Origin of the sequence: Agrobacterium sp. ES01, from assembly GCF_050320885.1 — a bacterium.
In the GTDB taxonomy this organism is placed as follows: domain Bacteria; phylum Pseudomonadota; class Alphaproteobacteria; order Rhizobiales; family Rhizobiaceae; genus Allorhizobium.
Map to the genome: position 1 here is coordinate 48806 of NZ_JBNQTH010000011.1, position 12554 is coordinate 61359.

The 12554-nt window shown below is 57.6% G+C and carries 11 protein-coding genes and 1 tRNA gene; 7 read left to right on the plus strand and 5 right to left on the minus strand.

What is annotated here, in order from left to right; all coding sequences use genetic code 11:
- Positions 1–93: 93 nt before the first annotated feature.
- Both ACQQ2Q_RS21305 and ACQQ2Q_RS21310 read right to left on the minus strand, forming a co-directional pair.
- On the minus strand, positions 94–936 hold the full coding sequence (locus ACQQ2Q_RS21305; RefSeq protein WP_428189152.1) for a universal stress protein: 843 nt from the start codon (positions 934–936) through the stop codon (positions 94–96).
- Positions 937–1044: 108 nt separating this feature from the next.
- Positions 1045–1827, minus strand: a complete 783-nt coding sequence (locus ACQQ2Q_RS21310; RefSeq protein ID WP_428189153.1) for a competence/damage-inducible protein A — start codon at positions 1825–1827, stop codon at positions 1045–1047.
- Between the two features lie 240 nt (positions 1828–2067).
- Here ACQQ2Q_RS21310 and wrbA point away from each other — a divergent pair, with 240 nt between their 5' ends.
- The 3 genes from wrbA to ACQQ2Q_RS21325 all read left to right on the plus strand — a co-directional run bounded on the left by wrbA (position 2068) and on the right by ACQQ2Q_RS21325 (position 3281).
- Positions 2068–2664 (plus strand): NAD(P)H:quinone oxidoreductase, encoded by a 597-nt coding sequence (gene wrbA / locus ACQQ2Q_RS21315; protein WP_428189154.1) that lies wholly within the window; start codon positions 2068–2070, stop codon positions 2662–2664.
- 164 nt (positions 2665–2828) lie between these two features.
- Positions 2829–3089 (plus strand): PilZ domain-containing protein, encoded by a 261-nt coding sequence (locus ACQQ2Q_RS21320; RefSeq protein ID WP_428189155.1) that lies wholly within the window; start codon positions 2829–2831, stop codon positions 3087–3089.
- Between the two features lie 107 nt (positions 3090–3196).
- Positions 3197–3281: transfer RNA gene (locus ACQQ2Q_RS21325), tRNA-Leu, on the plus strand.
- A 56-nt stretch (positions 3282–3337) separates the two neighbouring features.
- Here the strand turns inward: ACQQ2Q_RS21325 and ACQQ2Q_RS21330 are convergent.
- Together ACQQ2Q_RS21330 and ACQQ2Q_RS21335 are read right to left on the minus strand one after the other, a co-directional pair.
- The gene (locus tag ACQQ2Q_RS21330; RefSeq protein ID WP_428189156.1) at positions 3338–3955 is read right to left on the minus strand and encodes a hypothetical protein; all 618 of its coding nucleotides are present in this window, start codon (positions 3953–3955) and stop codon (positions 3338–3340) included.
- A 57-nt stretch (positions 3956–4012) separates the two neighbouring features.
- On the minus strand, positions 4013–5467 hold the full coding sequence (locus tag ACQQ2Q_RS21335) for a TrkH family potassium uptake protein (protein WP_428189196.1): 1455 nt from the start codon (positions 5465–5467) through the stop codon (positions 4013–4015).
- 103 nt (positions 5468–5570) lie between these two features.
- On the opposite strand from ACQQ2Q_RS21335, the gene ilvA reads away from it, so the two are divergent.
- The 3 genes from ilvA (at position 5571) to amt (ending at position 10580) form a co-directional block, all read left to right on the plus strand.
- The gene (ilvA, locus tag ACQQ2Q_RS21340) at positions 5571–6818 is read left to right on the plus strand and encodes a threonine ammonia-lyase (protein ID WP_428189157.1); all 1248 of its coding nucleotides are present in this window, start codon (positions 5571–5573) and stop codon (positions 6816–6818) included.
- A gap of 87 nt (positions 6819–6905) precedes the next feature.
- Entirely contained in the window at positions 6906–7229 is a 324-nt protein-coding gene (locus tag ACQQ2Q_RS21345; protein ID WP_428189158.1) for an HlyU family transcriptional regulator, read from the plus strand.
- Positions 7230–7457: 228 nt separating this feature from the next.
- Positions 7458–10580: an ammonium transporter gene (amt, locus tag ACQQ2Q_RS21350; RefSeq protein ID WP_428189159.1), complete on the plus strand. Its 3123-nt coding sequence runs from the start codon at positions 7458–7460 to the stop codon at positions 10578–10580.
- Positions 10581–10696: 116 nt separating this feature from the next.
- On the opposite strand, the gene ACQQ2Q_RS21355 is transcribed toward amt, so the two are convergent.
- Complete coding sequence (locus tag ACQQ2Q_RS21355) at positions 10697–11314, minus strand: FMN-dependent NADH-azoreductase (protein ID WP_428189160.1); 618 nt, start codon at positions 11312–11314, stop codon at positions 10697–10699.
- A 130-nt stretch (positions 11315–11444) separates the two neighbouring features.
- Between ACQQ2Q_RS21355 and ACQQ2Q_RS21360 the strand changes: the two genes are divergently transcribed.
- Complete coding sequence (locus ACQQ2Q_RS21360; RefSeq protein ID WP_428189161.1) at positions 11445–12455, plus strand: LysR family transcriptional regulator; 1011 nt, start codon at positions 11445–11447, stop codon at positions 12453–12455.
- Positions 12456–12554 lie beyond the last annotated feature (99 nt).

Genomic DNA, 12554 nt, shown 5'->3' on the forward strand with positions numbered 1-12554 from the left:
CGTGTATCTCGTCCCACGATCCGGGCAGATGTCCTTTGCTTTCGCTAATAGCGGCAATCGCCGCCCTTGGGCAAGAGCGGCGACCGATGGAATTCAGCGCGACAGAAGCGTCATGGCGGTCATGGAGTCGAGCAGCGTCCGTGTTACGCCGCCAAACAGCATCTCCCACCAGCGCTGATGCGTATAGGCCCCCATGATCAGCAGATCGATCCCGCTATCGGCCAGACGGTTCTGTATGGCGACGGATGCTTTCATATCGTCGCCTTCCTCCGTCTCCACCGTCACATTGACACCATGTCGCGCAAGCGTGGTTGCAATCGCCGCACCCGGTACGAAGCGCTCTGTACCGCCCTTGTCGCCAGGGCTCACGCAATAGACTTCCACGCTGTCTGCAGCCTTGAGAAAGGGCAGGGCATCATAGGTGGCACGCGTGGCTTCGCGCGAGCCGTTCCAGGCCACCATCACCTTGCGGATCGGCTTTGGCTGTTTCAGCACGTAAGGGATGAGAAGCATGGGCCGACCGCTTTCGAACAGAAAGTTCTCGAGATCTGCGCGGTTATCCGTCGGACTGCCGTTCTCGCCCTGTGCAGCGACCACCAGATCGGCCGTCCGCGCGCTTTGGATCAGGGAACTGGAGCTTAAACCTGCAGAGGCGACAAAACTGCGCCATTCATAAGCCGTTCCATTGCGTTTCGCGCGCTCGGAGAAGATCTTTTCGATCGTCTGCGTCTCTTCCTGGGCCATTTCCTGCAGCGCCTGGACGGTTGAGGGATCCGGGATCTCCATCGGTGCCACAAGCGGGATGGCGGCAATCGCTTCTGAGTGAAGCCCGACCACATGCGCGCCGAACTGTTCGGCCAGTGCGATCGAGAACTCGGTCACCTGCGCGGCATTTTTCGGATTGTCCAATACAGATAGAATTGTCTTGTAACCCATCTTGCTCTCCCTTTGCGACCATTGCGCCACATGCGATGTTAGACAACCGATTGCGGCGTGTCGCCTTGACCTCTGTCAATTGAAAGGTGTGGCGGAATGTTCCGAATTTCAGGCCACTTGACCGCCGATTTCCTGGGCCTTTTGCTCCTTGTCCATCGCAATGGAGGTAATCATGTCTTCAACGTCTGCCTTGGCCGCATCGATGGCAATCATCTCGCGTCCGCGGATCACCAGTTCGGTGGAGAATTTGACCCCGTCGAACTGGGGATAGGAGCCGATACTGGTTGCCGGATGATTTTTCTGCACGGCCGCCAGAGGCGTGCCGATATCGCCTTCGCCAAACGGGCAGGGCACAGTCACGGACAGAAGTTTCGCACCACCTTCCAATGTCGGGATGACATTGTCGAGCATGGCTTCGAAAACCGATGGTACGCCAGCCATCACATGGACATTGCCGATGATGAAACCCGGTGCCGTGGAAACCGGATTGGCGATATGACGTGACCCTTCGGGCATCCGTGCCATACGTTTGCGGGCCTCGGAAAACTCCATGCCGCGACGGGCATACATTTCCGCCAGCAACGTCATCGCGTCTGGGTCATGAATACAGGCAACGCCAAAGGCCGCCGAGACCGCATCCGCCGTGATATCGTCATGGGTCGGGCCAATGCCGCCGGATGTGAAGACGTAGGTATAACGGGCGCGCAGCGCATTCAGCGCCTCGACGATTGCATCCTGCTCGTCGCTGACGATCCGCACTTCCTTGAGGTCGATGCCAGCCAGCACCAGCATCTCTGCCAGCCGCCCGATATTCTTATCCTTGGTTCGGCCTGAAAGCAGTTCGTCGCCAATGGCGAGCATTCCCGCGGTGAAGGTGTTGGCCATACTCATGCAGAACAATTCCTCAGCTTGATCGTTCCCCTATTTATGCACCGCATCGCGCCAATGCAAACCGCCTGCGGAGCATCGTGACCGGGAGGGCGAGAACTGTTGGCGGATCGACGAATGCGCATAGAAAGCGACCTTGATGAACAGTCCGTCACCTTTTGCAGCCCTTACACCGGCACGCGAAAATGCTAGATCGAATGCACTCATACCGTTGTCGATGACAACATCAACAAGGAGACCATTATGACCAAGGTACTGGTACTTTACTATTCGTCTTACGGACACGTCGAAATCATGGCGAACGCAGTTGCCGAAGGCGCGAAGTCAGCTGGAGCCGAAGTCACGGTCAAGCGCGTTCCCGAACTGGTTCCCCCGGAAGTGGCCAAGTCCTCCGGCTTCAAGATGGATCAGCCCGCCCCGATTGCAGAGCCGCTGGAACTTGATCAGTATGACGCCATCATTGTGGGCGCCGGCACACGCTACGGCACCATGGCCTCCCAGATGCGTAACTTCTGGGATCAGACAGGGGCGCATTGGGCTCAGGGCAAGCTCGTCGGCAAGGTCGGCTCGGTATTCACATCCACCGCAACCCAGCACGGCGGTCAGGAATCCACGATCCTCGGCTTCATCCCCACGCTGATGCATCATGGCATGGTCGTTGTCGGTCTTCCCTATGCCTTCCAGGGCCAGATGGGCGTTGAGCAGGTCAAGGGCGGCTCCCCCTATGGTGCTTCCACGATCACGGACGGTGACGGTTCCCGCATGCCGAGCGACATCGAACTGGAAGGCGCACGTTACCAGGGTGCCCATGTGGCCAAGATTGCCGCAAAGCTGGCCTGATCGGGCCGGATCTTTGATTGTATGACGAGGCGCGGGGCCTGCTCCGCGCCTCTTTTCATGGTCGCGGCACAAGATGTCTCAAAATAGAATGAAATTCTTCAGTCTCAGTTTAGGAGGCATGCTTATTATGTCGGCAACAGTGATGTCCTGGTAAGGCAGGTGAAATGATGGATGAAGAGCGCCGCGCAGAAAACAGATTTCGTGTCCTGAAGGGCGGACATGTCGTGCTTCCCGGAAAGTACTCCACCTTTGACTGTGTTGTTCGCAACCTCGCCGGCAGAGGCGCGAAACTGGTGATGCCGTCAACGCTGGGTGTGCCAAACCAATTCGAGCTGCAATTGGACAGCGGTGATGCCCATCCCTGCAAGGTGCGCTGGCGCTCGGAGACAGAGCTTGGCGTTCTGTTCGAGGACTCGCCCGCCTGAGAGCGCAGGGCGTCGCTCCTGCTGAAAGCCGACTGCCTCAAAACAAGTCCACCATGAACTGAAAACGACCTTGACGCGTCGCGTCAACTATCCGAAACAGGGGCAGAGCGGACGTGGCGAAACTGGTAGACGCAAGGGACTTAAAATCCCTCGGAGCAATCCTTACGGGTTCGATTCCCGTCGTCCGCACCAGCAAGATTTCAGTCAATCTTTGAAGCCAGGCGCTGATGCATGAATCAGCTATTCCCTTACTGCGTAGCAATCGTAAACGGCAGTTCCACCGGTGCCGAATGGCCGCCATAGACGTCGTTGACGATATATCTGAGCACGTAGTCCCCTGCCGCAGCACCTGAGACGTCAAGCGTGAGATGGGTGAAGATCTCTTGATTGCGCACGTGACCGGTGAAGGTGAAATTTCCAAAGCCTTTTTGCTCGGCAAGCGTATCGCCCTTCGAGTCGGCCAGTTGCAGGTCAACGGTGAAATTGGCCTGCTGTTTTTCCTTGCCAACCTCGTTCCAGGTCAGGCCGATCAATTCGAGATAGGTGACGATCGGTTCCCCACGCTTGAAGATTGCGCTCGAACGCGCAGAATAGGCACCGTAGGCCGGAGGCTTTTCCGAGACGAATGTCGCAAGGCTCACAGTGAAGGGAAGCGATTCGGAGAAATCGCCGAAGGCCTCGCGCATGATGTCGAAGGCAGCCTTGCTGTCGCCGGACGCTGATTTCTCCTCGGCCTTGGCTGCGGCATCTGCGAGTGGGCCTGCCTGCAGGGGCTCAGCCGGCGACAGTCCGGCGATCAGGCCGGCAAGAGCCATGGCTGCACCTCGAGAAAATGCGCGCAGGCTGTGCTTTGCCGTTTGTCTCATCTTGTCTCCCCCCAGAATGCGCCGTTTTGCTAAAGAATGAAACAATAGCAGCGACAGTCAAGTCTTCCAGAACATCGGCATCAGCAGAACGAGCACGGAAAGGACTTCGAGGCGGCCCATCAACATCAGCAGAGACAGCAGATAAAGTGCCGCATCGCCCATGGTCGAAAAATTGCCGGCAGGGCCGACAACCGGACCGATGCCGGGGCCGACATTGGCAAGGGCCGTGATCACGGAAGAGGTCGATGATTCCAGATCGTAGCCGAGTGCGCCCATGGCAAGACTGCCGACGGCCCACAGCATCATGAAGGCCGCAAAGAACAGGAACACGGTGCGCTGCGTCTCCGGATCCACCGTCAGCTTTCCGTAGCGAACGGAATAGACGGCATTGGGATAAAGCAGTTTCTTCATGCCGGTATTGATGATGTTGGCGATGATGACGAAGCGATAGGCTTTGATGCCGCCGGCAGTGGAACCCGAGCAGCCCCCCATGAAGGTGGCAAAAAAGGCCGCCAGGATGACGAACGGACCCCAGAGTGTATAGTCTTGGCTGGCGTAACCGGTGGTCGACAGGATCGACGAGAAGGTGAAGAAGGAGTGGGTCAGCGCCGTTCCGAAATTGATGTCATTTGCCAGATGGTGATAAAGCGCAGTCACCAGCGAGAATGCGATCAGATAGCCGATGAAGACCACGATCTGCGGGTCGCGCAACGCATCCAGCCTGCCGCGCACGATAAACACGATCAGGATCGAAAACGGCAGGCTGCAGATCGTCATGAAGATCGTCGAGATCCACAAAAGCGTCGAATTGCGGAAATAGCCGAACGAGGCGTCATGGGTGGAGAAGCCGCCGGTGGCAACGGTGGTGAAGGCGTGGTTGATGGCGTCGAAATGGCTCATGCCGGCGACGTCGTACAAAATGGCGCACAAAAGCGTAATGCCAAGATAGATGGCGATGAAGGCGCGGGTGAAGCTTGCAAGGCGCGCAAACGGCTTGTCGCTGGTATCGGAGGATTCCATCTTGAAGAAGGACATGCCGCCGACGCGCAGGAAGGGCAGCACGAACAGGCCGAGCGCCACGATCCCGATACCGCCCAGCCACTGCAACAGCGACCGCCACATCAACAGGCCGGGAGGCAGGTGATCGAGACCGGTCAGCACAGTCGATCCGGTCGTGGTGATAGCGGATATGGATTCAAACAGCGCCTGGGCGAATGTCAGCTCATTGCCGGCAAACAAAAGCGGAATGGCACCGACCAGGGAGAACGTCGCCCACAGCACATTGACCAGCAGGAAGCCAAGCCGTTTGGAGAAAACGGGTGGCGCACCGCGCGTTGCCATGGCGGTCATCAGCGACAGGCCGCCGACCATGAAGGCGGACAAGGCAAAGATCTGCCAGTCCGAATTGCCATAATAAAGGTCGACCATGGCGGGAATCATCATCGCCGTCGACAGATAAAGACCGCAAAGCGAGGCGATGTAGATGACGGAGCGAAACTGGCTGGCGTTCAAGGAAGATGCATCCCGATTGCGATTCATACGGAAATGTCTTGGTCTCCGCCTGATGCTTATGCCATAGCGGGGCCCGCGATAAAACTCAATGGACCCGCACGATATGAAAACGGACGTGGAAAAAGCATCGGTAGCAATGCGGGAGCTCTTCGCTGCGACCCCGCTTCAGCTGAACGAGCACCTGAGCGCGAAATACGGTGCGCAGATCTATCTCAAGCGCGAGGATCTGACGCCGGTACGCTCCTACAAGATTCGCGGCGCCTTCAACTTTTTCCGCAAGGTCATTGCCTCAGGCGGCTCCGGCAAGACCTTCGTCTGCGCATCTGCCGGCAATCATGCGCAGGGCTTTGCCTTTGTCTGCAAGCATTTCAGCGTGCCGGGTGTGGTTTTCATGCCGGTCACCACGCCGCAGCAGAAGATCGACAAGACACGTATGTTCGGCGGCGAGTTCATCACCATTCGCCTGATCGGTGATATCTTCGACCAGTGCTATGCCGCTGCTCGCGATTATGTCGAAGCCAATGACGGCTACATGGTCCCACCTTTCGATCATGCCGATATCATCGAGGGACAGGCAACCGTTGCCGCAGAGATTGCAGAGCAATTGCCGGAAGGCGTCGTGCCGGATCTGGTGGTGCTGCCGGTCGGAGGCGGCGGCCTGTCGGCAGGCGTAACCGGCTATTTCCGTGATGTGCTTGACGAGAGGGCATTCGTCTTCGCCGAACCGTGCGGTGCCCCCAGTCTCAAGACCAGCATTGCAACGGGCGAGATCGTGACGCTGCCCAAGGTCGATAATTTCGTCGATGGCGCAGCGGTTGCGCGGATCGGCGACTTGAATTTCGCCGCCTTGAAGCATTTTGCCGCAGACCAGGTTCTGTTGCTGCCGGAAAACGCGATCTGCCAGACGATGATCGAGATGCTCAATGTCGAGGGCGTCGTGCTGGAGCCGGCGGGTGCACTGTCAATCGCAACCCTTGATCAGCTCGATCCGCAAGCGCTCAGGGACAAGACGGTTGTCTGCGTCGTCTCAGGCGGCAATTTCGACTTCGAGCGTCTTCCTGACGTCAAGGAGCGGGCCATGCGCTATGCAGGCCTGAAGAAATACTTCATCCTGCGGCTGCCGCAGCGGCCGGGTGCCCTTCGCGATTTCCTCAATCTTCTGGGCCCGGATGATGATATCGCACGCTTCGAATACCTGAAAAAGTCTGCGCGCAATTTCGGCTCGATCCTGATCGGTATCGAAACACGGGACCGGTCAAGCTTTCCCGAGCTTCTTGCGCGCTTTGAGGCGGCAGGCCTCGGCTTTGAGGATATCACGGAGAACGAGATTCTCGCCAATCTGATCATCTGAGCGGCATGCGAGATTATGCCGTTCACCATGCCGACATTGCGGTAGCCAGGACTTCTTCCGGCAAACAGGATATGCTAGTAAATCAACATGACTTCGATTTTTTCACGTATCATCTCCGCCTTCTTCGGCGGTTCTTCCGAAAAACCGCAGGCGGCTGCGGCCGCAGAACCTGAGGTTTATAACGGCCTGACGATCTATGCGGAGCCGATCCGCGAAGGCAATCAGTTTCGTCTCGGCGGTCGCATCGTCAAGCAGGTGGGCGACGATATGCTCGAGCGTAAATTCATTCGCGCCGATGTCTTCTCATCGATGGACGATGCGCTCGATTGCTCTTTCCGCAAGGCGCGGCAGATCGTCGATCAGAACGGCGCATCGCTGTTCTCCGACGGTGAAAAGTCTCGCTTGGTGTAAGCCTGATCGCTCTGTCGTCGATCAAAACTTGCCCTTCGGACCTGTGCAGGTGCGAACAACCTGTTGCACTTGCTAAATGAGCTTTGAAATAATCACTCAATTTTAAATGATTGTCGCTTTGATACCGCTATTGTTCGATTGGATATTGCGGTGTCGTTGTCAAACTTCTGTTTTTCGAGCCGATACGTTCGGTTGTTTTTCAGTGTCGCTACATGCCTGAGCCCATCGATGGCGCTGGCAAGCGACACGTCTCTTGCTGAAATTGCCGCCAATCTGGACCTTGTCTGGCTGATCGTCGCTGCCGGATTGGTCATGATGATGCAGGTCGGTTTCCTGTTGCTCGAAGCGGGGATGGTGCGCTCCAAGAATTCGATCAACGTCGCTCAGAAGAACCTGCTGGATTTCGTCTTTGGCGTCGTCGCCTTTGCTGCGATAGGCTTCATGATTGCCTTTGGAACGTCCGATGGTGCGCTGCCATTCGGCATCAGCGAGAATTACTTCTTTTTGCGTCATTTAACCCCATGGGAAAGTGGCTTCTTCGTCTTTCAGGTGATGTTCTGTGGAACCGCGGCGACAATCGTGTCCGGCGCTGTTGCCGAGCGCATGAAACTCTCGGCCTATGTTCTCGGCTCACTGGTGTTGAGCGGCCTCATTTATCCCTTTTTCGTCCATTGGGCCTGGGGCAATGCGCTGGCTCCGAGCGAAGGGGCCTTTCTGGCAAATCTCGGCTTTGTCGATTTTGCCGGCTCCACCGTTGTGCATTCCACCGGCGGATGGGTGTCGCTTGCGGCATGCCTTGTGCTTGGACCGAGGCTCGGGCGATTCGATGAAAATGGACGGCCAGTTCGTATCGCCGGCCACAGCCCGGTCCTTTCGACCACCGGCGCTCTGTTGCTCTTCATCGGCTGGATCGGTTTCAACGGGGGATCGACGGTTCAGGCCTCGCCGGACATCGCGCCGATTGTTCTAAATACGGTCCTGGCAGGGGGGATAGGCGCCTGCGTGGGGTATACCATCGGCTACTACCGGGATGGTCTGATTTTTCCGGAGAAATCGATGTCTGGCATGCTCGGAGGACTGGTGGCAATAACGGCCGGGTGTCACGTCGTAGAACCGGGCGGAGCTCTTATTCTGGGTTCGGTGGGGGCAACGGTCGCTATATTCGGCAATGAAATCCTGGAACGCTGGATGAAGCTGGACGATGCCGTGGGCGCGATCGGTGTCCACGCATTTGCAGGCGTCGTCGGCACACTCGGATTGGCGTTGATCGCGCCGGCAGACCGTTTGCCGACCGGAGGCAGGCTTGAACAGCTCTATATTCAGTCCATCGGCGTCGGCATCAATTTCTATTGGTCGTTCCTGCTCGGCTTGGCCTTCTTCTGGATCATGGCCAGAACAACCAGGGTGCGCGTGTCCGCCCCCGACGAAGAGATGGGACTGAACGTTGCCGAACATGGCAGCCGGCTGGGCGTCGGCCACGTGGAAGACGCATTGAATGACCTGGTCCGCGGCACCGCCGATCTGAAGCACCGGCTCCCCCAGGTGGCCGGCGATGAAGCGGAAAAGCTGACCGGTCTCTTCAACCGCCTCATGGATAAGGTTGAGGAAGAAGAGCGGGCCCGCGATGAGTTGCAGACTGTCAGGCGCAATACCGAAGAGAACGAGCGTGTGGCTACACTTGCCAATGCGACGTTTGAGGCGATCGTCATGCATAATGGCAGCGAAATCGTTGACGGAAATGAACATTTCTCGGAATTGGTCGGCTTGCCTCTGGCCGAACTCAAGGGCCGCCGCATATCGGAGTTTCTCCTCGATCAGGATCACGCTTCCTTGATCGAGGAAGTCGATGCCAACGGCCAGTTCAATCGGGAGATCAATATCGTCCGTGCCGATGGAGACGTCATCCCGGTCAAGGCGCGTGGGCGGGCCATTACGTACCGGGGTCAGTCCATGCATATCGGTTGCCTGGTCGATTTGCGCGAACATAAGGAAGCTGAACGGCGCATCCGCTTTCTGGCCCTGCATGATACACTGACGGCGCTGCCAAACCGGGCTCTGTTCACGGAACGCCTGAACCAGAGTGTTTTGCGCTCATCACAAGGTGCAAGCTGTGCGGTCGTGTTGATCGATCTTGATCACTTCAAGGACGTCAATGACCTCTATGGCCATCCAGCCGGCGACGAAGTGATAAGAGAGGCAGCTCGTCGCCTTTCCCACCTCATCGGACCGCAAGACTTTGCCGCCCGTCTGGGTGGAGACGAATTTGCCATCATCCTCTCGAATGCCGCTTTCGGTGCCCAACTCGAGGACTTCGGTCGCCGTCTCGTCGAGGCCTTCCGCGAGCCCTATGACCTCGGCAACTCCGAAAGTGCCAAATGCGGTGTCAGCGTCGGCGCAGCGCTTTGCCCCGAGCACGCCAGCACTGCAGAAGAGTTGATCGGTCGCGCGGACATGGCACTCTACCATGCCAAGAACTCGGGTCGTAACACCTGGCGGATCTACAAACAGGGCATGAATGCCTTGCTTGAAAAGCGACGTGCCCTGGAAGTCGATATCGAGGCCGGGCTGACCAAGCAACAGTTCGAACTTCTGCTGCAGCCCCGCATCTGTGCAGCGACAGGGGAAATCTCGTCCCATGAGGCACTTTTGCGCTGGCGCCATCCGGAGCGTGGTTATGTGAGCCCGATCGATTTTGTCCCGGTCGCCGAAGTATCCGGAAAGATTGTACCATTGGGCGAATGGGTGATTGCACAAGCATGCCGGATCTTGAAAGAGGATCTGCCATTTGGCCGGCTGTCGATCAACGTCAGCCCGATCCAGGTGCGCCATCCCGATTTCCTGACGCAATTATTCAGTATCGTCGAGAGCACTGGCGTCGATCCTGGCCGCATCGAACTCGAGATCACAGAGAGCGTCTTGATGGATGACGATGTTCGTGCGCTGCAGTTATTGACCAAGGTGAAGGAAGCCGGCTTCACGATTGCGCTGGATGATTTCGGGACCGGCTATTCTTCGCTAAGCTATCTCAACCGATATCCGTTCGACGCTATCAAGATCGACCGCAGCTTTGTCGCCAATCTCGGAGTTGAGGACAACGCAAGCGCGATCGTGAAATCGATCATCGATCTTGGCGCAGGCCTTGGAATGAAGGTTGTGGCAGAGGGGGTCGAAACCATCGAACAGGCGATGTTCCTGGCGCGCTCCGGGTGTGACGAACTACAAGGGTTTTTGCTGGGGAGACCTGAGGCGATTGCGGTCACTCGGATTGCAGACGACATCGCTGCGCAATTGCGGTCAGTACCCCGTCCAGCTTCAAGAAGGGGCCGCTCGCCGATCGAAGCCCCCATGTGACGGGACCCCTTGCTGAACAGTCGGATCGAAAACGCCGAAAGCTGGATAAAGCCAGGTTCGCGACAGCAAAGACAGGTTCCGGTCGCCGCGACATGATCGGGCGACCGGCTCGGCAATCAGGCTGCTTCAGCGAGCTGCTTTGCGCGGCTTTCAGCTTCAGCAATTGCCTTTTCAGCAGCTTCCGGACCGTATGCGACACCTTCGACGCGGATCGTTTCGACATCGGTGATGCCGAGGAAGCCAAGCACTGCGCGCAGGTAAGGTTCTGCGAAGTCAACGGCAGCGGCCGGACCGGAGGAGTAAACGCCGCCGGAGGCAACAACGATATAGGCCTTTTTGCCCTTCACCAGGCCTTCAGGGCCATTCGCGGTGTACTGGAATGTGCGCCCAGCGCGGGCAGCATGGTCGATCCACGACTTCAGGGTCGAGGTGATGCCGAAGTTGACGAAACCGGTGGACAGGACAATTGTGTCGGCAGCCAGCAATTCGTCGACGATGACGTCCGATGCTGCAATGGCCTTGGCCTGCGCTTCGCTGCGCTCATCGGGTGCCAGGCGGATGGCGGTCGAGAAGTCGCTGCCGATATGGGGCAGGGGATTGCCATGAAGGTCTCGCTCGACGATTTTGGCGCCTGGCGTTTTCTTGGCAATGTTTTCGATAAGCTGCTGAGCAACGCGGTTCGAAAGCGATGATTCGCCGTTCGTGCTGCCGCTAACGTGGAGGATGGAAGTCATGGGACACCTATCATCTTGAGTTTCTGTGCCGCACCGGGAGGAGAGCGGCGATAGCGGTTAAATAATGCAGTCTGCTCATCAATAAAACTGTGATAATATGGATGAATTCAATCGATGAAATGGATGGGTCGTGCTTCCGAATCCTACTCTTGACCAGTTGCAGGTGTTTCTCGCTGTCGCCGACACAGGCAGTTTTTCGGCGGCTGCACGACAGCTCAATCGCGCCCAGTCTGTGGTGAGCTACACGATTGCAAACCTCGAAGCGCAGCTGCAGCTTGTTCTGTTCGACCGCCAGAACCGCGCGCCAATCCTCACGGATTCCGGCAGGGCAATCTTGGAAGACGCGCGCCGTATGATGGCCGATCTGGACGGGCTTCGGGCGCGCAGCAAGGCGTTGACCGAAGGCCTGGAAGGCGAACTGAAGCTGGCCGTCAGTGTCATGGTGCCCGACTCGCTGCTGATCGCCGTCCTGGCGCGGTTCCAGAAACAGTTTCCGACCATTCTGCTCAGGCTTACCGTCGGCGCTCCATTCCTCGTCAACAGCATGGTGGAACAGGGCGGTGCCGACATCGGCATCGGCGGCTCATCCTGGGAGGCCCGTCCCGGCATAGAAACCCGCCGCGTTGGATTGTCCTTCATGTCGCCGGTCGCCGCGCCTGATCATCCACTGGCGAAACTCGATCGCACGATCTATGAAACCGACCTTCGCGACGAGGTGCAGATTGTCGTAGCCGACACGACGAAGCCGGCAGAAGGAAAGAGCTACAATGTTCTCTCCCAGCGCACGTGGCGCGTCAGTGACATGGGCACCAAACGGCAATTGATGCTGGCAGGCCTGGGCTGGGGCGGTATGCCATTCAGCCTTGTCCATCAGGATCTCATGGAAGGCCGCCTCGTTCGCCTGGACGTGGAGCCCTACGATGCCGCAGATTATCCAGTTGTGGCGGAGTGGCAGACCGCAAAGCCTCCCGGACCTGCCGGCCGCTGGATCGTCAGCGAAATAGCCGGGTCGTTGGGCAAATGCCCCGGCAGCATCGATGAGGCACTCGCCAGTGTCGACCAATCGGGGCGTGTCGGTGATCCCAGATCGTCACAGGATCGACCCCTGAGCCTCCTTCCGAGTGCTCAAGCCGGTGAATGAGATTGGTTCTCTGTTCCGGGAAAATACAAAATGCTGTCAATTTATCCCTGATTTTCGAGCTCGGCTATGATACGCGCGACTACTGAAAACTATAGGGCA

What these genes read in the sequence shown, in the direction of transcription:
- ACQQ2Q_RS21305 (WP_428189152.1), bottom strand. Translation starts at nt 936, where the DNA reads ATGGGTTACAAGACAATTCTATCTGTATTGGACAATCCGAAAAATGCC.
- ACQQ2Q_RS21310 (WP_428189153.1), bottom strand. Translation starts at nt 1,827, where the DNA reads ATGAGTATGGCCAACACCTTCACCGCGGGAATGCTCGCCATTGGCGAC.
- wrbA (WP_428189154.1), top strand. Translation starts at nt 2,068, where the DNA reads ATGACCAAGGTACTGGTACTTTACTATTCGTCTTACGGACACGTCGAA.
- ACQQ2Q_RS21320 (WP_428189155.1), top strand. Translation starts at nt 2,829, where the DNA reads ATGATGGATGAAGAGCGCCGCGCAGAAAACAGATTTCGTGTCCTGAAG.
- ACQQ2Q_RS21330 (WP_428189156.1), bottom strand. Translation starts at nt 3,955, where the DNA reads ATGAGACAAACGGCAAAGCACAGCCTGCGCGCATTTTCTCGAGGTGCA.
- ilvA (WP_428189157.1), top strand. Translation starts at nt 5,571, where the DNA reads ATGAAAACGGACGTGGAAAAAGCATCGGTAGCAATGCGGGAGCTCTTC.
- ACQQ2Q_RS21345 (WP_428189158.1), top strand. Translation starts at nt 6,906, where the DNA reads ATGACTTCGATTTTTTCACGTATCATCTCCGCCTTCTTCGGCGGTTCT.
- amt (WP_428189159.1), top strand. Translation starts at nt 7,458, where the DNA reads ATGGCGCTGGCAAGCGACACGTCTCTTGCTGAAATTGCCGCCAATCTG.
- ACQQ2Q_RS21355 (WP_428189160.1), bottom strand. Translation starts at nt 11,314, where the DNA reads ATGACTTCCATCCTCCACGTTAGCGGCAGCACGAACGGCGAATCATCG.